Origin of the sequence: Collimonas pratensis (assembly GCF_001584185.1) — a bacterium.
Classification (GTDB): Bacteria; Pseudomonadota; Gammaproteobacteria; order Burkholderiales; family Burkholderiaceae_D; genus Collimonas; species Collimonas pratensis.
Genome location: NZ_CP013234.1, coordinates 4,813,387 through 4,834,236 on the forward strand (window position 1 = coordinate 4,813,387; position 20,850 = coordinate 4,834,236).

Consider the following 20,850-nt stretch of genomic DNA (forward strand, 5'->3'; position numbering starts at 1 on the left):
TTTCCTTGGTTCTGCCGGGGACGGCAAGACAAATTGCAGTCCCGCCAAGTACCGGCTTCAGGATGCAACAACCGCACCGCAGGCGCATGATTCGCCCAAATGCCCGTAGGGTGGGCACGCTTTTGTGCCCACGCTGTATCGGTATCCGCGTGGGCACAAAAGCGTGCCCACCCTACGGGCAAAAAAAACGCCGTTCAGTATCAACTGAACGGCATTGGGACCAAAGCTTCTGTTCTTAAACGGCGATTACAGCATCGCCTTCAACAGACGCGCCATTTCCGATGGATTCTTGGTCGTGGTGATGCCACACGCTTCCATGATGTCCAGCTTGGCTTGTGCAGTGTCAGCGCCGCCCGAGATCAGCGCGCCGGCATGGCCCATGCGCTTGCCCGGAGGAGCGGTAACGCCGGCGATGAAGCTGACCACTGGCTTCTTCATGTTGTCCTTGATCCAGTAAGCGGCATTCGCTTCGTCCGGACCACCGATTTCGCCGATCATGATGACGGCATCGGTTTCAGGATCGTCATTGAACATCTTCATGATGTCGATGTGCTTCAAGCCGTTGATCGGATCGCCGCCGATGCCGACTGCCGAAGACTGGCCCAGGCCCAGTGCGGTCAATTGACCGACTGCTTCATAAGTCAGGGTGCCGGAGCGCGAAACCACGCCGATGCGGCCCTTCTTGTGGATGTGGCCCGGCATGATGCCGATCTTGATTTCGTCCGGCGTGATCAGGCCTGGGCAGTTAGGGCCCAGCAGCAGTGTCTTGCTGCCGGCTTTTGCCATGCGGTCTTTCAATGCCAGCATATCGCGGACCGGGATACCTTCAGTGATGCAGATGGCCAGGTCGAGTTCAGCTTCGACGGCTTCCCAGATCGCTGCTGCCGCGCCTGCTGGCGGCACGTAGATCACGGAAACGTTGGCGCCGGTAGCGGCCTTGGCTTCAGAAACGTTAGCGAAAATCGGGATGCCTTCGAAATCTTCGCCGGCTTTTTTCGGGTTCACGCCAGCGACAAAAGCGTTCTTGCCGTTTGCGTAATCGCGGCAGCCGCGGGTATGGAATTGACCGGTCTTGCCGGTAATGCCTTGGGTGACGACTTTAGTGTCTTTGTTGATCAGGATCGACATAGTTGTTCCTAGTTATTTACTTATTTACCGTTGGCCGCAGCAACAACCTTCTGCGCCGCCTCTTCCATGCTGTCTGCCGCGATGATCGGCAGGCCGGAGTCGGCCAGCATCTTCTTGCCGATTTCTTCGTTGGTGCCCTTCATGCGGACCACCAGCGGCACTTGCAGCGAAACGGCCTTGGATGCAGTGATGACGCCTTCAGCGATCACGTCGCAGCGCATGATGCCGCCGAAGATGTTGACCAGGATGGCTTTCAGGCCTGGGTTCTTCAACATGATCTTGAATGCTTCGGTGACCTTTTCAGCAGTAGCGCCGCCGCCGACGTCGAGGAAGTTGGCAGGTTCGCCGCCGAACAGCTTGATGGTGTCCATGGTGGCCATGGCCAGGCCGGCGCCGTTGACCAGGCAGCCGATATTGCCGTCCAGCGAGATGTAAGCCAGGTCGAACTTGGAAGCTTCGATTTCGGCTGGATCTTCTTCGTCCAGGTCGCGGTAAGCGACGATTTCTGGGTGGCGGAACAGGGCGTTGGCGTCGAAGTTGAACTTGGCGTCCAGGGCGATGACCTTGCCGGAACCGGTGACGATCAGCGGGTTGATTTCCGCCAGCGAGCAATCGGTATCCCAGTAAGCCTTGTACAGACCTTGCAACTGGACGCGCGCATCGGCGATCGAACCGGCAGGAACCCCGATCAGGGTGCTGATGCTGTCAGCCTCGGCATCGGTCAGGCCGGTAGCTGGATCGATGACGACTTGATGAATCTTTTCTGGATGGCTGGCTGCGACTTCTTCGATGTCCATGCCGCCTTCGCTGGATGCCATCAGCACCACGCGCTGGCTGACGCGGTCGGTAACCATACTGACGTACAGTTCTTGCTTGATGTCAGCGCCCTCTTCGATCAGCAGGCGACGCACTTTCTGGCCTTCTGGGCCAGTCTGATGCGTGATCAGCTGCATGCCGAGGATCTGGTTGGCGTATTCGCGCACTTGTTCCAGCGACTTGGCGACCTTGACGCCGCCGCCCTTGCCGCGACCGCCGGCATGGATCTGGGCTTTGACGACCCAGACCGAGCCGCCCAGTGTTTCGGCAGCCTTGACCGCGTCATCGACGCTCAGGCACGGGATGCCACGCGGTGTTGTCACTCCGAACTGGCGGAGAATTTCTTTACCCTGATACTCATGGATTTTCATGCGAGCTTCCCTTCTGACACTTATTTAAATGAAATTGCTTGGTTGGATAAATGTGTTTGTTTGTCTACTGCGGCTGGTGGGCTGATTGCCCACTTCGGATAATATTGGGCGACGACTGCGCCTTCACTACGTAAAGCATGACAGCGATCGAGCTGGGGCGGCTTGCGCTGCTCGGCGGCCGGATCGGCGCTGCGGTCTATCTCGCCGCCGAATGCCTGCAAGGCAGCGGTCGGCAGGATTTGCGCCAGCTCGGTTAAATGGGTGCACCCCAGGGCGCCGCCGATGCGCTCCTTGAGCGTATGACGGAAGCCCTTGACCAGGCTCAGGCCGACCAGGGTTTCATACGCGGGGTTGATGGTATTGCAATAACCCTGATACGGCACAGCTTCCGAATTTGCCTCAACCTCGACAATCGTGAACTGGCGATCCAGCGTCAGCCGCAGCCACAGGCTGTGCAGTGCTGCGCCGGCAGGCAGCTTGCCAGAAGGCAAAGAAAGGTCAAAAGGCTTGGTATCGATCAGGTGCGCATCCAGTTCCCACAAGCCGTCATCGCGCACAAATGCTTCGATGTGAATCGCGCGGGTGTGCTTCAACGCTCGGCGGGAAATGGAAGGTGTCAGAGACATAATGGTGGACTTATTTGCGTGTCGTTACCACAGTTTCTATGGTAACTGCCGCTCCTGCGGTTTGCAAAAAACCCCAAAAGTGTAGCACAGCTTCGGAGGCTTAGCGATGCTGATGGAGGGTTGCAAAATTAGCATCGATGGCATCCCCGCTGGAATCAACGGGAGAAAGAAGACTGGGGATAGATTTAATAAGCCCGGAAAATTTACTGTTTTTGTCGCATTTCAATCACATCTATAAAAGATGTCCTGCTGCCGGATCAGTAATCGTCGGTGTCGTTGTCCCCGCCTTTGATCGCTGCCTGTATCGCCCGATGAGAAAACCCTCGCTGCAGCAGGAAGCGCATCTGCTTTGCCCGTTCGGCTGCATCCGCCGGGAGCTGATTGAATTTCTTGCGCCAGACCTCGCGCGCGCGGGCAACTTCGCCACTGGCCAGATCGGCCTTGATATCCACCAATGATTCGGCATCAATGCCGTGACTTTGCAGCTCGGAGAGGATGCGGCTGTTGCCGTAGCGATGGGCGCGGCGGTGGATCAGGGATTCTGAGAAGCGTGATTGCGACAGCAGCTTGGCCGCTTCCAGCGTATCGAGCAAGGCTTCGATGTCATCGCCTTCCTGCGCATAGCGCGACAATTTGCGCGCCAGTTCCATGCGGCTGTGCTCGCGCGCCGACAGATAGCGCAGCGCCCTACCCTTCAGGCTGATTTGCAGTTTGGCCATCTCCGCTTTCCGGTTGATACCTATTAAGTAACGCTTGTTATGTACTGTAATTACAGCTTGCCACAAACAACAACGCCTTTCAAAAACCCGCAGCGCGGAATTTTATGAAAGGCGTTTTTCTTTGACTATCAAGCCTGCCTAATTACTTAGGCGAGGCGAGTCAGGATGTCAGACCGGCTCTTCAGCCTTGGCGGCCGCGGCTGCAGCAGCTTTATTGGCCTTGGCAGCGGCTTTGTCAGCCTTGTCGCCGCCCTCGGCAGCCTTGATCTCGCCCAGCAGCGGCACGCCCAGCGATGCGCGTACCTTGTTTTCGATCTCGCGCGCCAGTTCCGGACGTTCTTTCAGGTAGGTGCGTGCATTGTCCTTGCCCTGGCCGATGCGTTCGCCGTTGTAGCTGTACCAGGCGCCCGACTTTTCAACGATCTTGGCATCGGAACCGAGATCGAGGATTTCACCTTCGCGCGATGTGCCTTCGCCATACAGGATGTCGAAGTGCGCTTCCTTGAATGGCGGCGCGATCTTGTTCTTGACGACCTTGACCTTGGTTTCGTTGCCGATGACTTCGTCGCCGGACTTGATCGAGCCGGTGCGGCGGATATCCAGGCGCACCGAAGCGTAGAACTTGAGGGCATTGCCGCCGGTGGTGGTTTCCGGATTGCCGAACATGACGCCGATCTTCATGCGAATCTGGTTGATGAAGATGACCAGGGTGTTGGTGCGGTTGATGCTGCCGGTCAGCTTGCGCAGCGCTTGCGACATCAGGCGCGCTTGCAGGCCAGGCAGGGAATCGCCCATATCGCCTTCGATTTCGGCGCGTGGCGTCAAGGCCGCCACCGAGTCGATGACGATCAGGTCGACGCCGCCGGAGCGCACCAGCGCATCGGTGATTTCCAGCGCCTGTTCGCCGGTATCCGGTTGCGAGATCAGCAGTTCGGACAGGTTGATGCCCAGTTTCTGGGCATAGCCGACGTCCAGCGCGTGTTCCGCATCGATGAAGGCGCAGGTGCCGCCCAGCTTTTGCATTTCGGCGATGGTTTGCAGGGTCAGTGTGGTCTTGCCGGAGGATTCCGGACCGTAGATTTCGACCACGCGGCCGCGCGGCAGGCCGCCGACGCCGAGCGCGATGTCCAGGCCGAGCGAGCCGGTCGAGACCACTTGCACTTCTTCGACCACGGCGCCGTCGTCCATCCGCATGACCGAACCTTTGCCGAACTGCTTTTCGATCTGCGCCAAGGCCGCGGCAAGGGCCTTGCTTTTATCCGGGTTGACGGCGGATTTTTTATCGTCCATGGTTGCTCTTTCGACAAAAGTGTTGATATATTCGAGGCTTCAGGTAAGCACTGTATAAAAAAACAGTGATTTATGCAAGCACTGTCGTGATTTTTTCAGAAAACCTGTGGCCATATTGTATGTCCGCAAGCCCCGGTCTTGCTGTCGATTTTCAGCTAACTCTGAACTTTTGCTCATCTAACTCTGAACTTATACAAACTTGGATGAATAACTACTCAAAGGTCCCGTGCCATCAATCGGGCTAGAAATCAAATCGTTCCACACGCTGATGGTATGGACGCGCAGCCCCCGAGGATGAGTTCAACAAATGGGGGGCTAACGTCTAGTGATTCGATCGAAGGTTCGCTTTGGATTGTCTAAAATGACCGCTAAGTCGACAGCGTGTTGATTTGCACCTCGTTCGCCCCACTTTTGCACCTGCCTGTGATCCAGCGAAGCCGTTCAGAATGCAGGTAGAGCCCATGGGTTCCACGATTACTGCGGGGTCAACGCCGAAAGCAAGAACGGATCAATTCCGCGTGCAAATCAACACAGATCCTTCAAGGAGGGTGTACAGAGCGAGTTTTTCATGCTTTTCGTGCATTAAGGCTTCGCCGTGAGACTCAAGTTTTCGCTGCTCACTCGAGGCGCTTCGAGCCGATCCTGTCTAATAACGTTAGGGAATAACAAACTATAAATAAAAATTCATAAAGTTAACAAATGCACATCAATAACAATCAAGTTTTAGCCAGTCCAGCCGATACAGATACCCAAACTAACGACGAGCTTTCCATATCAGCACAGGAACGCTTACCTTCCACACCAAGCAGCTCATTTGAGCTTGCAGGTTTGCCCCCACGCAAAAAGCGCAAGATGCCTGAGACATCGAGTTCATCGAATGTGCCGAAACGGCAGGTCGTTGTGTCGAACCGGTTGATCGACCCCAAAAAACCTGCGGCAGTCATTCCCTCACCCCGCAGTGTGCTCTTTGTGTCGAACGCAGGGGTCAACGTTAATTCTCCACAAGCGGAAGGTACAGGAGGCGGACTGGTACCAGCAGTGGCTTCGGTAGCCAAGCTGCCCGGAAATTTTTGGCTTTTTACGAACAAAAAAGTTAGTGAAGTATTCACTGTCGCAGAAAATACTTTTGACGATGGAGGAAAAGTAAGACAATTTCCTCTGAGCCACAAGCAGCATATTGGGTTTTATGAAGAATTCGCGAACCAAGTAATTTGGCCTGCCTGCCATTACAGAGCGGATTTGATAATGCCAGCCCCCAAGATAGAGACCTATCGGGAGGTCAACGACTTATTTGCGCTGCAGGTAATCGACCGGCTGAACGTGGCGCCGGACTCAATTGTGCTTATTCAGGATTATCATCATATGGTGCTTCCAAAAATCCTGCGGGAAAAAGGCATCGAAAATCCGATAGGCTACTTCCACCATATACCGATACCGACGCCTGAAGAGGCCTACAAAATGCCTAACCACAAGGAATTGATGTCGTCGCTGCTCTCCTGCGATCTCGTCGGGCTACAGACCAACAATGACGTGGAAAATTTTTGCAATTACGTGAAAGAGCATTTGCATGGTACCTCGGTGAGGCTTGAAGACGGTTCATATGACGTGATCGTTTCCGGCACGGCAACCCGCGTAAAGTCTTTTCCTATCGGCATTGATGTTCCAGAGTTTTTAAGCGGCAAAACAGACGAGAATGACCGAGCCTTACTAACCAAAGTAGAAAATGAAGTTACACTGGGACGCACGGTGATAGGCGGCGTTGATCGGGAAGATTGGACTAAAGACATTCTCGGGCGCCTTCAAGCATATGCTGATTTGCTTGAGGTGAATCCCTCTCTTTACGGACAGTTGGTATTTGTCCAAGTTGCGGCGCCATCACGGTCAGATTTGCCCGCATATAAGGAAGCTCACGATGAGATCGCAAAGTTTGTGGCGGAGATCAATAATAAGTATGGAACTAAAAACGACCATGGAACTACATCTTGGACGCCTGTCATTTACCACAACGAATTGGTGAGTCGCGCGTCTTTGCCAGAACTTTTTCGGTTGATCGATATATACGTGGCATCGTCTCCGTGGGATGGTCAGCATCTTGGGGTCAAGGAATTCGCCGCTGCGCAAGGCCAGGATGTACATCCTGGCGTCATGGTGATGTCCACCGGTGTGGGAGCGTCAGAAGAATTCTCTCAAACCTCGGAGCAATTCCGTCAACGTAGTATGTTCCCATCAGGCGATATTCCCGCTCTCGCCGTTTATTTAAGAAGTTTGATTGGCATGACGAAAGAGGAACGCAAAGAAATGAGTGAAAAAATCCGTGAATCTGTGAATACGTATAACGTACATGGGTGGCTCGCACCTCAGCTAGAATTTCTGTCCATGATCAATCGCCCTTCGGATAAGTCGGCCGGCAAGCAATGATTTTTTTACCATTTCACTGCCAGTTCGCGCCGCTTGTTTTTGATCCGCTTCCGAAATAACACGTGCATCAGCAGTCAAGAGTCGTGTACGATTCACGGACAGCAACTCGGCCGTATGATCCCTCGACATGGACCTGCTATATGGGCCGATGCTGGGCATTACAAAACGCCGTTTGAGCTTTATCAATTGCTCTCATCATTACATATGCTTCGTCGTTATTTTTTGAATGTTTGAGTAAATCCGGCCATCCAATTCGCGTCATAAAATGGATTATCGCCAAGGCCTCATCTTTGATCAAGATGGTATGCCCGGTCGCGTGCGTAATCGTAATCGTAAATGTCGCTTCAGCGTTGTCTTGGAACTCGATACTAGTCAATTCGCCCATTTTGGAAATCCTTCATAGCAAAAATTTATCGAGAGCTAGATTACAAATCTCAGATTGTCGTTCCGCATCAATTATTTATAGATATATAGATAATTGATTGTCTCCAATATCAGGCTCCTGAGTCGTTCCTTCCAAAATAGAATAATTTTTCTCTATTTATTATTTTTATCTTATTTCATTCTGGAATTTAATTTTTCAAATCATTTTTTATAACTATCAGATGATTGATGATTGCAGAAAAAAATCCCCCCCGTCCATCAGATAATCCCGAAATAATCGTAGGGAAAACCGTAGGTAGAAATATCATTTGTAATTTAGTCGCCTTTATCAGTTGGTTATGAATGCCGCGTGAATAATGTACCGGAGCACGCACTGGAAACGGCGGGGATCAGCCTGTCGCTTACTCTGATCGTGACGCCCACTATCACCGACCTAGGTGTCTCCCGAGAATACCCAACAAAGAATGCACTCAAGAGTTTGTATCTAGAATACGAACTGAGTCGCGATATGCTGGTGGGCAATGTGCGCTCTAGGCAAACCATCAGCGTGCATTGAATCGCCTCGTTGCGAAAAAAAAGGGATGCAAAATCCTAGAAAAATACATTTGGCGGCCATTGCGCCGCAGTCAGGATAATCGTAGTTTGACTGGGGGTATTTCGGGAGATCCTGATCTTGATGTAGAGATAAAAACTTCGGGAAGCCAGCGCCTAGGCTATATCGCTGCGCCGGTCAGTTCGTCGCGCAGAAAATCCCCTGCCCCTGTCGAAGGCCAGGGCGCCGTAAATAAAAAAAGCAACTAGTCCGGCGCCGCATAACCCGCCCAGTAAAATCAGGTCCGGGCTCCACGTCTCTCGGCTCAGGCGAAACGCAACAAGAACCGCCAACGTCGTCCCCATCAACATACCCAGGATGCTTCCCACCGCCAAATCGGTCATTCTCAGATGACTGTTTTGCGACCGTATGAATTGCCACACATCGTTGAAATTGAAAGTTTTCATCTCATCTCCATCTGTCGACTTTCGCTTTCCACCTGCTCGCCCTTACCTTCCTCGTGTCGTTACTCAGGTGCGTCGTCCAATCGCGATATTGTTGCCGCTCAGTTCCAAGTCGATATACCAGCCCGACGGTTTCTCAGGGATGGCGTCTATGCCGGTTGTCACATTCGTATTGTTGTTCAGGTTGGCCCGGGTAATCGGAAATTTGCCAACGGCGGCGGGCAAAGTGGGACGGTATCGAACCCGGTCCCGGTGCAATCGTTGATGGCGTAGACGGTCTGGAGCAGGCTGCTCTTGATATCCAAAATCGGCCGGTATGGTGTTTTTTGCATTGGGAAACAAGGAACTTGATGGCACAACAAAAATGGTGTGCGGACTCGATCATAGCAATTCGTTCAATTGGGAAATATCGTAATATCCTGAAGTTGATGCAGGGATTTCCTTACCATCTATATGCTATACCTTGCCGCTGTATCAAGTAAAATCCAGAGCGGCGGCAGAGACAAAATATGCTATCTAAATGATAACAACAAAAGAAACCCATTGCTTACAGGAAGGTGCGCGATAATGGCAAAAAAATCGGCGTTTAGCGAATGTCAGTATATGACGCAAAAAGCGCGGCTGATATTTGCATCTATAATGAACTGAGGATTCATGATACGAGTATTGATTGCCGACGATCACGCGATCGTGCGTGAAGGGCTGAAACAATTGTTTGCCCTGGGCACAGAAGTGGCGGCGGTTGGCGAAGCTGTCAACGGCGGGCAAGTGCTCGATGCCTTGCATGCGGGCGGCATCGACCTGGTGCTGCTCGACATGACCATGCCGGGCGTCAGCGGCGTCAATCTTATCCAGCGCATACGTGCGCATGAATCCTATCCACCGGTCCTGGTGCTCAGCATGCACAACGAATTGCCGATTGCACGCCGGGCCCTTGCGGCCGGCGCTTCCGGCTACCTGACCAAGGACAATAAACCGGAAACACTGATGCTTGCTATCCGCAAAGTCGTCGCGGGAGGACGTTTCATTGATCCTGAACTGGCGGAGCAGATGGTGTTCGAATCCGGCAGCTCTGACCAGCGCCCGCCCCATGAACTCCTGTCCGATCGCGAGTTCCACATTCTGCAACTGCTGGTGCGCGGCAAAAGCGTCAATCAGGTTGCGGAAGAGCTATCGATCAGCAACAAGACAGTCAGCACCCACAAGGCCCGACTGATGCAAAAAATGAACTTCCAGAACAACGCTGAGCTGGTGCGCTACGCGATTACCTACAACCTTATCGAATGACCTCTGTCGCCGGCTGTCATTGGTCAGTGCCACATCGGCGATGGGAATCTACACCCGGATCGTGGTGCCGACACCAGGCACGCTGAAAATGGCAGCCTCGCCGCCGAGCATGAGCGCCCGCTCCCGGATGCCGATCGACTTCTTCTTTTGCACGCTGGCGTCAAATCCCCTGCCATTGTCGCGCACCTCCAACAGGTAATGCTGGTCCTTTCTATCCAGGCTGATTTCTACCTGGCTCGCTTGCGCATGACGGCTAATATTTGTCAACGATTCCTGCGCGATGCGGAAGGTGGTAGTCGCCCGCGAGTCATCTAGGACGATGTTTTCTTCACGCACACCCAGACTGCACGGAATGCCGGTATTGTCCCTGAACTCCTCGGCCAGCCACTCCAGCGCCGACACGATCCCCATGTCCAACGCCGACAGACGTAGCGACGCCGCATGCTTGCCCAGCCAGCGGCCGATGTCGCTTAACGACTCACCATCTTTCCACCTCTGCCACAACAATGTCTTTTGTGTGGCAGAGAGCCCGCATCTTCTCTTTTGATTCAAATAACTTCCCTCCTAGACCAACATTAGACCAGAAGGTGTTGCGACCACCAGTTGAACGCGCCACGACTTTTTTTATCACACCGCGCTCCATGCAAGCTTCCACGAGATCTTTACGTAGCCTAGCCGCCTCGGCCTCCAACTCCGCCACGGTGCGACTGCCTAGTGCTGTTATGGCGGTAACGTCTCTCCTAGCGATAGCTACCCAGTTCGCCAGCGTACCGTTCGGAACCCCTAAGCGCCGATTAGCCTCTTCCAACGACAGGCCCTGCGCCAATATCGTCTTCACCGATTCCTCCCGAAACTCCGGCGTGTAATTTCTTGAATTCGCTTCTGTCATGATTTCTCCATTTGGTGATATTACCAAACAGAAGTGTCCGAAAAAGTCGGGCTACCTCACAAAGAGATGCACTGGCATGGCAGTGCGAATGGTAAGCGTGGGCGTAGGCCGAAGTTCAGCGATGCCGCCATTCGGTTCGCGGAGCTGCAAGTCGGTGTAGCCATCCTGAATCGCTTCACCCATCTCGGGACGCCAACGACCTTGCACATGCCATAAATCCATCTGGGAATTGGGGGGATTACGACCAGCGATTATTTGTGCAACAAAGCCACACGCGGCTAACTGTCGTGTGTGACATCTCGTATGTGCCGCCATGTTTTTTGACGCTCAGACTATCTAGTCTCATCTTCACTGCGCACCGGCGCCGTTCATTGAGCGTGTCCACCGACAGCGATCGAGGATCATTTTTTTCCACGGCAGATTTGAATCCATTCATCAAATATCGTTCAATACTTCAATGTCGACTTAATAGCGCGATGGCTTTCACGAACGAAAGAAGAAAAAGCATCGCGTGGGTGGGCGCCATCAATAGCGTCGCTTCTGAATTCGGCCGCTTCGACAATTTTTGAATTAATGCGAGACGTTCGCTTCGCCAAACGAAACATCGGTTCGCACCACCCCGTCGCTGCTAGGGGACGTCGATATAGGCTGTTCTTGCTCCATTGAGAGCCGAACTGAGAACCATGCCTCCCGATTTCCGGGCGCAACGCGATGCTCACCGGGGAATTTAACTTGGCATGCATTCGATATCCCGTGAAAATACCTTGCGCCATACCATACCGCAACGAGAGTCGGCTCTTCAGCAACAGACGCGGATCTCTTTTCCGATCCAAGACCAGCAAGGAGACAAGAATGCATAAAAATGTCACAGACTCAGCCCGTTCATATTCGATGCCCCACCTATCTCAGGAGGAAGCCCTCCCCAATCGAGAGCAGACACCTCAGTCTACCAGGCAGATGTCTCGGCAGACCACCAGCAACCTGCCGCCCTCCCTTCGCCTCAAGGGGCGAAGCGATGAAAGCGAAACTAAGCGGCTCTTCGAAGGCGGGTCGTCGACTCCTGCCTCGGCTCGGTTTGATTCGGCACGCCTTAGTAGCGTGCTATGCTGCTCTCCCCTCGATCAGCATCACTCGACGTCAAGGATCGGCGCTCCGGAATCTTTCCATGCCGGCACCAGCAACCCGGCCGACCTGGAGTCTGGCATCGTCGGACATTCCGCAGTCGAACACCAGACTGGGACGGCCCCTGCTGCAACTACAGACGGCTCAGACCTTTCCTCTTCCGAAAAACTTAATGCCAATCTCTCGTCGGTCATGCAGCAATTCCTCGTCAGCGGCGTGAGTTGGGGCGTTTCCCGCAAGCTGTTCGAGGAATTCGTTCCGACAATCGGACAATTGATCGGCAGCAAGAGCAGCGGCTCCGCAGGTACCGCCTACGGGCAGATTGCCGGTGCGGCACTGGGCAACCTGCTTGGTGGCATAGCACTGGGTTCCACACACTACACGGCTGAGTATGGCGCGAAAAAAATCAGGCTCGCCATCGGCAAAGGCAGCGAATATACGCCCAAGGTCTCCAGCGAAGCGATGAAGCAAGCCATCTTCATCGCCACGTTCACCACTTTCATGGCCTGCAAAGGCATGGCAAGATCATCCCTTCCCAAGCAAGAAAATGAAGAAGAGGACGTCGCGCTTGCCTATGCATTGGACATCGCATTTTCCGCGTTCGGCGGCGCCGCCGCGGAGGGTATCACACAGTTGCTAGCCAAGGGATTCGGCAAGATCTCAGCGAATTGGTCATGGAACGAGTTCAAATCACGCCTGATCGGAGGAACTGCAGCCGGAGCGGCCAGCGCCATGGGAGATGTCAGCACAGCCATCACCAAAGCAAGGAGCGATCTTCCCGGTAGCTCGCTTGCCGCGGCCGGCATCGGCGGCGCGATGAATAGTGTCATGGCACTCGGATCGTGGTTCCTGGTCCGAAAGGTGATGAACGATCATTACGCGGCCAAAACCTCGCAAAGCGCTGCGGCATCGGGCGTCACCTTGCCGATGCCGGGGCGGAGCGCAGAACTCGGGGCGGTTCCGAACGATCCGCATGCGTTGTCACCAGAAGAAATAGTGCAATTGGAACAATTTGTCAGTAGCGGTGCTCCTCTCACGGCTGTCAGCGATTCGATGCTGGCCGTTCAGATGGCTGAACAACTCACCCAGGCATAATGCAAACGTCAGCGCAATCTTTCAATTCTTCATATCTTTCGAGGGTGTAATAAATTTTGTGTAAACGGTCATTAGGCAGGACACTTCCACCATTGAGGAAAAAATGACCTACGTAAAACGCACCAAACGAGCCAAGTCCGATCCTGAGCTGGTCAAGTTGGCGGACAGCCTGATTGCCGTCGTTGACGGCCTGCGCGACGTCCCTGATACTATTGAGGTGGTCTACCCGCAGGCGCAGATCCGAGACATGCATCGTGCACCTGATCCGCAATTCCACCACGCTGGCCTCCTGGAAGGACCATAAGGAATTGGCTGCGGCCTTAAAATCCGTCTATCGGGCCGCCAACGCGGACCTGGCGGCTGTGGCGCTGGATGAGTTTGCGCAGGAGCCGTGGGGTACCAAATTCCCGACCGTGGCAGCCAGTGGCAGCAGGTCATCCCGTTCTTTGCCTATCCGCCCAAGGTACGCACGAATATCTATACGACCAACGCCATAGTGAGTCTGCATATGCGCCTTCGAAGATCGCCAAGAATCGCGGCCACTTCCTAGCGATGACACCGCAAAAAAATTGCTGTTCCTCGCCTTGCGCAATATCGAAAAATATTGGAAGATGCCACAGTGGACATGGCCGCTAACAGCCAACCAATTCGCCATCATGTTCGGCGAACGCTTTCCCAACGCAATTGATTAACTATGAAATTCTGATCCCGCACACAGAACTCCTGACAGGTCCACTGGCCGAGTTGCGCCAACGTGGCCAACTCGATCTGGCACGCGTCATCGTCGACAGTTCTTCTGTGCGAGCTATGTTCGCGGGAAAAAACCGGCTCCAGTCCCCTTGATCGGTGTAAGCTCGGCAGCAAACATCATCTCATCATCGAACAAAAAGGCATCCCGCTGGCCATCATCCTGATTAACGCCAATACACACGACGTGACGCAGGCGCTACCGCTGGTGGAAACCATATCGGCCATTTCCAGCAAACGTGGACGGCCGTTGAAAAAGCCGAAGATATTGCAAGGCGATCGTAGCAACGACTCCGAGCCTTTGCGCCGCATCTTGTGCCAACAGTCGACTATTTCCGAACTTGCCAAGCGTCGCACCGCCCATGGCAGCGGCCTGGGGAAAACCCGTCGGGTTGTGGAACGATCGATTTCTTGGTTGCATTCGTTTCGACGTCTCAAAATTCGTTATGAGAAGCTCGCCGTTCCGCATGAAGCATTCCTTTCCTTGGCATGCTCGCTTATTTGTTGGAACTTCCTTAAAGCACTAATTTCGCAACAGCATCTTAGTCACCGCCAGGGCCAAATCAAGGTTTGGGGATTGTGGAAAGAATTCGACGCATGCAAATTGGTGTGATTATCGCAAGGATTTCTTTAGAGGGGATTGACGTTGACGATTTGGAGGCTTCACAGTTTTGGGACGACGGCATAGCCGATGAAGCGAGCGAACCGATAATGGAATGGCTATCGAATAATGCTGATGCTCTCAGAGTAAATTTCGCATAATTTTGTATGCCATCTTCAGAAGGCTATGCGTGCGCCAGCCGAGAGCACATTGTTGACTACGCCGTCCTTGCCGAACTGCGCATCGTAATTGCCATACCAGCTCCACTTGCGGCTGACTGCGGTGGTGATGCCGATGCCGGCCCAGCCGCTGTTGCGCGGCAGGCCGATGCCTTGCACGTTGAAACCAGCGGTCGGCGCACCAACGAAAGCAGCGTTGAAATCCAGGTTGCCGCTGTTGAAGCCGTGCTGCCAGGCGCCGTAGGCTTGCAGATTGCTGCTGCCGCCGAACCAGTCAAACCTGGTGTCGCCGCGCAGACCCAGTACGCTCGCAGTCTGTTGATAGGTGTTGCTGCCAGCGGTCAGGCCGAAGGCGCTGCCGGCTTCCGTGAAGCCGCCGCGCTTGAGGCGATCGTAGCTGATGCCGGCAAACGGCGTCAGCGTTGCTGTCGGCGACAGCTGGCGTACGTAGCCGGTTTCGGCATAGGCCGAGATCATGCTGTCGGTATGGTTGGCGGACAGGCTGTCGGTTTCACTACCGAGCAACGCCGTACGGTTGATCTTGCTGGTGATGCTGGCGACACCGGCGCGGCCGGAAACATACACGCCATCCTTGCTCAGCGCATAGCGGCCGTATAGCGACAGGCTGGTGTTCTGGCTGTCGGAAGCGCCACCGAAGCGGTCGAAGCTGGCCTTGCTTTCCGAGTAGGAGAGCGCGGCGCCGACGATCGCCTTGTCATTCAGATGCGTATCGAAACCGAACTGGCCGCCCCAGGTTGAGGTATCGGCCGAGGAATAGCCGGATTGGCCGAGCTTGCCGGTGGCGCCGATCACGCTTGCCCATAAACCAGCCTTGGCATCCGACGAAATCGGGCTGCCCAGCAGCGCCAGGCGATTCGACAAATCACGGTTGATGGCTTGCGACTGCTGGAAAGTCAGGGCCTGCGACGAGGCGTAGATCTGGCCCGACAAACTATCCAATACCTGGCCGGCAGCCGCAATATCCGCCGTGCGCTGGATGGCCGCGGCGCTGCTGAGGAAGGCTGCATTATTGCCGCCGGTATTGCCGCTGGCGACCATGGCGTCGGCGGCCTTAAGCCCCTGTTCGACATTGGCTGCGCTGCTGGTGCGGGTAGGATCCGCCGCGAAAGCTTTCGCCGCCACCGCCTGCACGTCATTGCGCGCGACGGTGAGATCGACCTCGGTTGGCGTATAGCCCAGCGTCGCGCTCAGGAAAGTGCCGGGATTGAAAGCCGTACCGTCATGTTCAAACGAGACGTCCTGGAATTGTCCGGTGACGCCGTTAGCGGCCGTCAGCACCTTGCCTTTGACACCGACCTGCTGCGCCACATAGCCGGACGGATCGCTGCTGCCGGCCGGCGTGGTGGCGACCAGGTGCGAATTGCCGAGCGCCGCGTTGCCGCCCACCGTCAAGGTCGTGTTGAACTGGTTGGCCAGCACCGCGCTGGCGCTGGCGGTGTAATTGCCGTTGATGGTCATGCCGTTGCCGGTATTGCTGAGACGGCCGTAATTGAAGACGCTGCCGCCGACCTTGCCGCCGTCGCCGGAGAGGATGCCGGCGCTGTCGATCGTCACCGCGGTCGCTACCGCGCCGGTGACGTTGAGCGTGCCCTTGAGAATTTCAGTGGCGCCGCTATAAGTGTTATTGCCGGCCAGCGTCAGCGTGCCCGTACCATCCTTGAGCAAACCGCTATTGCCGCCGATATCGTTGCCAAAGGTCGAGCTGACGGAATCGAACTTGGCGACGAAGTTGCCGCCCAGCGTCAGCCGGGTATCGAACAAGCCCGGTCCGCTGGCAGCCTTGCTGGCGTTCAGCAAACCCCAGCCGTAAGTGGCGGTATCGCCCATGCTGGTAGCGGTCGACAAGATGGTCTGGCGGATCTGGTCGGCGCTCATCCAGGGAAATACCTGCTGCACCAGCGCTGCCGCGCCGGTGACCGCAGGTGCGGCAAACGACGTGCCGTAAACGCGGCCGCCGGCGCTCGCCGAGATGAAATCGCCGGGCGCAGCCAGGCACCAGTTGGCGGCTTCGCCGCAGCGGTTGGAATAGCTGGAAATCACGCCCGGTGTAGTGTCGCTGCTGCTGTAGCCTTGCGCACCGCCGGCGGCGTTCACCGCCACCACGGCCAGCCAGCCCTTTTGCAGGTCTGGATACAGAGCCGGCAGACCGGCGGTCAGGCTGGGATGGGCGCTGCCGTCATTGCCGGCGGCCCAGATAAACAGGCTGCCTTGGCTGACGAATGGCTGATAAATGTGGTAGAAGGTCGGGCCGTTGCCACCCGGCGTGGCGATCGAGCCGAAGGCGTTCGACTGGTTGAACAGGCGCGCGCCCTTGTTGAACAGATCCTGGTACACCGGGCTGGTGAACGAAACATTGTCGCCGCCGGTGCCAACCGCGGCCCCCAGCATGCTGACTGCCGGCGCCACGCCGTAGGTGCTGCCGCCCAGAGCTTCCGCCACTTCGCTGCCGTGCGGATTGCCGGCGCCGCCGCTGGCGTAGACGTATTTGGTCAAGCGTCCGGCAAACTCCGGATCCGATACATTGAAATCGGTGTCGACCACCGCCACCGTGACGCCGGCGCCGTTGATGCCGCGCGCGTGCGCTGCATTGGCGTTGCTTGGATCGCTGGGACTGAGGGCTGGCGCCGCCGTTGTCGGCGCCGGTGTGGCCGGCGCTGGATTGGTGGATACCGGCTGCTGGGCGCCATCGGGGTTGCTGGAACCGCCGCCACCGCCGCCACAGGCTGCGAGCGTACTCATGACGGCGATGGAAACGACTGACAAGGGAAAACGACGGCTATGTTTGCGATTCATGGATCTACTCGATTGAATAACTTGCGGCAAACACAGTCTGAAAAACTCGTACCCCCAGTGTCTTACGCTAAATTACGTGGTGAAAAATTGCTTGCAAAGATAGCTTTGGCCCACCGCAGATACAATGTCTGTCAATGAATGCGAAAAAACGCAAGAGCACATAGCAGTACCAACCACTCCCGCCCATTCTTTACCTTTTTCTGCATCTGCCCACTATGCAATGAGATCAGATTTTAGAGGTGAGCGTCGCATAGGATAAGTAGATTTTGCGCCTCGTCTTGAAGATTGATGTCCAGTAAAGTCGGCTCGATTAATCTAAATAAAGCGCGATTAGCACATAAGATTTTCAATTTTATTAACGTATTTGTTGCCTGCACACGAATCCGAAATATCAAATAATTCCGGTTAGTTGCGCTGCAAGAATCTTCACACAATGCCTCTTGTCGCAACCAGTGTCTCTTGTCATAACATTAGTTATTAACTTAGAGAGGTGTTGATTTAATTTTCTAATTACAATGGTGAAGAATGTCAGAATAAATTCCAATCAGACAATCCTTAAAATAATGTAGGAATTTCCGCCAATATTTGGGGTTCTAGAATAGGATTACTCACTCTACGCACTGTCCTGCGCGCAAGAGAGCGACGGCCGCGAACGGAAGAACTGGTGCCGCATCGAGGAGACTCTCGCATCAACGCGGCAGCTAGCCTGGCCGTCGTTGCGGGGATTGCCCGACTATCAAGGTGTCTGGGCAAATTAGACCACTACGAGGTGACGTTTCAAGTGTCGAACAAAATGGACATAGTGCTGGGGCTGAGTCCGTTTTTAATGATTTTAATGGACAAGCACAAACTGACAGTACCTTGTTTTTCAAGGGGTAGCATCACAATGATAATTAAAAGCCGTCTGTTGTTGTTCGTGAGCAATTCGCGATTGCGGCTTCGTCGCCCCGCCCTTTATTCGTTTCTCTATCTTTCAAAATGGCCTTCTCAAACCGAACTGATACTGAGCCTACTTCGGATGCGAAAATATTGGCTGGGACCTTCCGCCAGAACTCCACGATCGCTATAGAGAATTCCTCAATCTGGGCATCATTCACCATAAGATTTGTATGATCCAAATCATCCGAGTTCAAAAACGATCCGCCATCGGTTTTGAATGGATCATTGATATATCCCGGGTGTTGCTTTTTCAAATCATCAAACGACTTCCCCTCGCCATGTTTATAGACATTGACGACCAAGTGGCACGCGTCGAGCTGGGCAAAAAATTTTCACCTGCGATCTTCCAGCCAAGGCCGTCAAGTAGATCCGCAATCTTCAAAAAATCCACTGACCAACTCTTAGAAACCGCAATATCACCCCGATGCCAGTGCCGTATCTCTTGCACTAGCCAGTCGCGCAACTGCTTATCCCATTGGTGGAGCATCCCGGCGACAACGCTCAAACGAGTACCGTCACACATATCACTGAGGAGCTGCTAAAACACACTCCCGGCGTCATTTGCAGATTCGTAGAAGTCCCCTGGTCATCACGATCAGGATCAAAGTCGTGGCTATGCTGCACCAGCCACTCTTCCGCTGCTTTGTCGGCCTCCTTTTCAATGTAACCGAATCATGACTAAGAAGGAGCGAGAAGCCGCCATCTGTGCATACCTGAGTATTTTCAGCAATGGCCATTTTAATGCTCGAGAGAGAAACCGCGTGGCCGCGGAATTCTTGCGTGTAACTGCATTTCGGGGCTTATTCATGCGATTTTCCATTTCGTCTATTTTACAAAACGTTGGCCTCCACTTTTTTCAACCTACCTCTGCAGTACGCTTTTCGGAAGAAAAGATCCGCATCCAATCAATTGACAGATACTCATACTAGATATCGGTTGCCGAAACACTTAAAAAAATGGTGAAAGTGAATGTATCACTTTCACCATCAAATCTCATCGTTGAGCCCCATTAAAACGGAGGATCAACCCTTTCACACTTACATGAAGAGCACGTAAGACCTTGCCATTGCCGCCATGCTTACCTCAACACACGAAGCTCACCATCGCACAATAGATTACAAAACCGCGCTGACTGGCGGTCCTTGGTCGATGGCTGCCCCGGGCAACACACACAGGGCAGTACCCTGCATCACTGTCGCCCCCAAGTTTTTGATCACTCTCCATACAGACTATCGCAACAGAGTTGCGGCAAACACATTACAGAATTTCGCGTTGCACGATTGTTACTCGATTGCTGTCGTTCCGACTTTCAATGTCGACCGACTCCACAAAGAAACGCGATCCCGGCGGAAATAAAACTTCATCCTCCTGTGGATTGATGGAAAACATGGAGATCTTTTTACCGGAGGCGGAAATCGTACTAATTTCAACTGATTGGTTTTTCCAAGCGCCTTCTTTCGTTTCGCTGGTTGCAAAAAAACGCCAATCGGTCCTCGACCGCCCTGCTTTATATCGGTCATTCACCCACTGGATAGATTGATTCTCGCCAGTATGGACTAGTCCTGTGTGCGTGAATTCGTCGGGAAGTGCATTTAATGCCGAGACAATGGCCCGTGCAAATGGCACTGATTCTGGGAAAATTTGCTGGCCCGTTTCCAAACTATCCTGCACGCGTCCGTAATCATTACTTGTCCAAACACGTAGCGCTACCAGATCGGCTAATGGTATGTTGGCCAACGACGGATGTTTCTCTATCACCGACTTAATATGCCGTGAATAGTCCGCATAGTCCTGCTGACCGTCCTGGAACAAGTTGTCATTTCGATGCGCAACGAAGGCTTCAATGAATTCGCGCTGATCTGCCTCTGAAGTTCTATAATTTCTTCCGAGGGCGACGAATTGTTTCCGAAAACTTGTTGGACTCTGTGTGGTAAATGATGGCTGTTCTCGCAACAAGGATACGCGTGATGCGTTCATGTTAAGCCTCGCCAGGCCTAATCTCGGCGGCGACGAAGACGATGGGCCAGGACTCGCTGAGCCTGGCAATTCATTGCTAGGCCTAGAGCGCAGACCATCAAGGGGGCCCTTTGATCTATAAGCTCTATGGCTTGTTGATGCGCTAGAGGCAATGTCTTCGTCACTGCCGGGGTCAAGCGAACTCGATGCAGGGTCTGCTACATGAAGCTTCGATACGCAAGTTCCCATAGGATTAGTTGATTCGTATCAATGAAAGTCTAAATTATGAGTCCCACCCAGATACAGAATGTGCAGATATGCGAAATCTCCGTGCAATTTCCGAAGAGGAGCATCGAGGCAGCAGTGAATTTACTGGCTCGTGTGTAAGTACTCTACACTGCGTTGCTGATTGAGTTCTCAGCCGGCCGAACTTTGAGCGGAAGCAATTCTTCAATACGACTGTACCCACCGAA

The 20,850-nt window shown here is 53.9% G+C and carries 16 protein-coding genes and 3 pseudogenes; 6 read left to right on the forward strand and 13 right to left on the reverse strand.

Annotation, left to right across the window (positions count from 1 at the left end):
• Positions 1-246: 246 nt before the first annotated feature.
• The 5 genes from sucD to recA form a co-directional block, all read right to left on the reverse strand.
• Positions 247-1,128, reverse strand: a complete 882-nt coding sequence (gene sucD, locus CPter91_RS21420; protein WP_061943920.1) for a succinate--CoA ligase subunit alpha — start codon at positions 1,126-1,128, stop codon at positions 247-249.
• A gap of 20 nt (positions 1,129-1,148) precedes the next feature.
• Positions 1,149-2,339: an ADP-forming succinate--CoA ligase subunit beta gene (gene sucC, locus CPter91_RS21425; RefSeq protein WP_257722470.1), complete on the reverse strand. Its 1,191-nt coding sequence runs from the start codon at positions 2,337-2,339 to the stop codon at positions 1,149-1,151.
• Complete coding sequence (locus tag CPter91_RS21430) at positions 2,336-2,941, reverse strand: DUF2889 domain-containing protein (RefSeq protein ID WP_061943926.1); 606 nt, start codon at positions 2,939-2,941, stop codon at positions 2,336-2,338. Before CPter91_RS21430 ends, sucC begins: the two co-directional genes overlap by 4 nt.
• 257 nt (positions 2,942-3,198) lie before the next feature.
• Positions 3,199-3,660 (reverse strand): recombination regulator RecX, encoded by a 462-nt coding sequence (recX, locus tag CPter91_RS21435; RefSeq protein WP_061943929.1) that lies wholly within the window; start codon positions 3,658-3,660, stop codon positions 3,199-3,201.
• A 168-nt stretch (positions 3,661-3,828) separates the two neighbouring features.
• The gene (recA, locus tag CPter91_RS21440; RefSeq protein WP_061943931.1) at positions 3,829-4,950 is read right to left on the reverse strand and encodes a recombinase RecA; all 1,122 of its coding nucleotides are present in this window, start codon (positions 4,948-4,950) and stop codon (positions 3,829-3,831) included.
• 699 nt (positions 4,951-5,649) lie between these two features.
• On the opposite strand from recA, the gene CPter91_RS21445 reads away from it, so the two are divergent.
• Positions 5,650-7,368, forward strand: a complete 1,719-nt coding sequence (locus tag CPter91_RS21445) for an alpha,alpha-trehalose-phosphate synthase (UDP-forming) (protein WP_082793129.1) — start codon at positions 5,650-5,652, stop codon at positions 7,366-7,368.
• Between the two features lie 136 nt (positions 7,369-7,504).
• On the opposite strand, the gene CPter91_RS21450 is transcribed toward CPter91_RS21445, so the two are convergent.
• The gene (locus CPter91_RS21450) at positions 7,505-7,753 is read right to left on the reverse strand and encodes a DUF7706 family protein (RefSeq protein WP_061943936.1); all 249 of its coding nucleotides are present in this window, start codon (positions 7,751-7,753) and stop codon (positions 7,505-7,507) included.
• A gap of 348 nt (positions 7,754-8,101) precedes the next feature.
• Here CPter91_RS21450 and CPter91_RS26710 point away from each other — a divergent pair, with 348 nt between their 5' ends.
• Positions 8,102-8,308 carry a hypothetical protein gene (locus CPter91_RS26710; protein ID WP_150119775.1) on the forward strand — a complete coding sequence of 69 codons (207 nt, stop codon included), beginning with the start codon at positions 8,102-8,104 and terminating at the stop codon, positions 8,306-8,308.
• A gap of 152 nt (positions 8,309-8,460) precedes the next feature.
• Here CPter91_RS26710 and CPter91_RS21455 read toward each other — a convergent pair whose 3' ends face one another.
• Both CPter91_RS21455 and CPter91_RS27040 read right to left on the reverse strand, forming a co-directional pair.
• The gene (locus CPter91_RS21455) at positions 8,461-8,751 is read right to left on the reverse strand and encodes a hypothetical protein (RefSeq protein ID WP_061943939.1); all 291 of its coding nucleotides are present in this window, start codon (positions 8,749-8,751) and stop codon (positions 8,461-8,463) included.
• 63 nt (positions 8,752-8,814) lie between these two features.
• Positions 8,815-8,973, reverse strand: a complete 159-nt coding sequence (locus tag CPter91_RS27040; RefSeq protein WP_167595203.1) for a hypothetical protein — start codon at positions 8,971-8,973, stop codon at positions 8,815-8,817.
• A gap of 429 nt (positions 8,974-9,402) precedes the next feature.
• Between CPter91_RS27040 and CPter91_RS21460 the strand changes: the two genes are divergently transcribed.
• Entirely contained in the window at positions 9,403-10,035 is a 633-nt protein-coding gene (locus tag CPter91_RS21460) for a response regulator (protein ID WP_061943941.1), read from the forward strand.
• Between the two features lie 48 nt (positions 10,036-10,083).
• On the opposite strand, the gene CPter91_RS21465 is transcribed toward CPter91_RS21460, so the two are convergent.
• Entirely contained in the window at positions 10,084-10,446 is a 363-nt protein-coding gene (locus CPter91_RS21465) for a sensor histidine kinase (protein ID WP_061943943.1), read from the reverse strand.
• A 208-nt stretch (positions 10,447-10,654) separates the two neighbouring features.
• A pseudogene (locus tag CPter91_RS21470) lies at positions 10,655-10,924 on the reverse strand (transposase); the annotation flags it as partial.
• 852 nt (positions 10,925-11,776) lie between these two features.
• Here CPter91_RS21470 and CPter91_RS21475 point away from each other — a divergent pair.
• The 3 genes and pseudogenes from CPter91_RS21475 to CPter91_RS27815 all read left to right on the forward strand — a co-directional run.
• Positions 11,777-13,141 (forward strand): type III effector, encoded by a 1,365-nt coding sequence (locus tag CPter91_RS21475; RefSeq protein ID WP_236905881.1) that lies wholly within the window; start codon positions 11,777-11,779, stop codon positions 13,139-13,141.
• A 157-nt stretch (positions 13,142-13,298) separates the two neighbouring features.
• Positions 13,299-13,833, forward strand: a pseudogene (locus CPter91_RS27045) (transposase); the annotation flags it as partial.
• A 62-nt stretch (positions 13,834-13,895) separates the two neighbouring features.
• Positions 13,896-14,384 (forward strand): annotated as a pseudogene (locus CPter91_RS27815) (transposase); the annotation flags it as partial.
• Between the two features lie 281 nt (positions 14,385-14,665).
• Here the strand turns inward: CPter91_RS27815 and CPter91_RS21490 are convergent.
• From CPter91_RS21490 to CPter91_RS26715, 3 genes are all read right to left on the reverse strand, one after another.
• Positions 14,666-17,482, reverse strand: a complete 2,817-nt coding sequence (locus CPter91_RS21490) for an autotransporter serine protease (RefSeq protein ID WP_167595204.1) — start codon at positions 17,480-17,482, stop codon at positions 14,666-14,668.
• Between the two features lie 893 nt (positions 17,483-18,375).
• On the reverse strand, positions 18,376-18,723 hold the full coding sequence (locus CPter91_RS21495) for a hypothetical protein (RefSeq protein WP_150119776.1): 348 nt from the start codon (positions 18,721-18,723) through the stop codon (positions 18,376-18,378).
• 955 nt (positions 18,724-19,678) lie between these two features.
• The gene (locus tag CPter91_RS26715) at positions 19,679-20,398 is read right to left on the reverse strand and encodes an ADP-ribosyltransferase domain-containing protein (protein ID WP_167595205.1); all 720 of its coding nucleotides are present in this window, start codon (positions 20,396-20,398) and stop codon (positions 19,679-19,681) included.
• Positions 20,399-20,850: the final 452 nt, after the last annotated feature.

Coding starts and splice junctions, on each gene's coding strand:
- sucD (WP_061943920.1), bottom strand. CDS start 1,128: ATGTCGATCCTGATCAACAAAGACACTAAAGTCGTCACCCAAGGCATT.
- CPter91_RS21430 (WP_061943926.1), bottom strand. CDS start 2,941: ATGTCTCTGACACCTTCCATTTCCCGCCGAGCGTTGAAGCACACCCGC.
- recX (WP_061943929.1), bottom strand. CDS start 3,660: ATGGCCAAACTGCAAATCAGCCTGAAGGGTAGGGCGCTGCGCTATCTG.
- recA (WP_061943931.1), bottom strand. CDS start 4,950: ATGGACGATAAAAAATCCGCCGTCAACCCGGATAAAAGCAAGGCCCTT.
- CPter91_RS21445 (WP_082793129.1), top strand. CDS start 5,650: ATGCACATCAATAACAATCAAGTTTTAGCCAGTCCAGCCGATACAGAT.
- CPter91_RS21450 (WP_061943936.1), bottom strand. CDS start 7,753: ATGGGCGAATTGACTAGTATCGAGTTCCAAGACAACGCTGAAGCGACA.
- CPter91_RS21455 (WP_061943939.1), bottom strand. CDS start 8,751: ATGAAAACTTTCAATTTCAACGATGTGTGGCAATTCATACGGTCGCAA.
- CPter91_RS21460 (WP_061943941.1), top strand. CDS start 9,403: ATGATACGAGTATTGATTGCCGACGATCACGCGATCGTGCGTGAAGGG.
- CPter91_RS21465 (WP_061943943.1), bottom strand. CDS start 10,446: ATGGGGATCGTGTCGGCGCTGGAGTGGCTGGCCGAGGAGTTCAGGGAC.
- CPter91_RS21475 (WP_236905881.1), top strand. CDS start 11,777: ATGCATAAAAATGTCACAGACTCAGCCCGTTCATATTCGATGCCCCAC.
- CPter91_RS21490 (WP_167595204.1), bottom strand. CDS start 17,482: ATGAATCGCAAACATAGCCGTCGTTTTCCCTTGTCAGTCGTTTCCATC.
- CPter91_RS26715 (WP_167595205.1), bottom strand. CDS start 20,398: ATGAACGCATCACGCGTATCCTTGTTGCGAGAACAGCCATCATTTACC.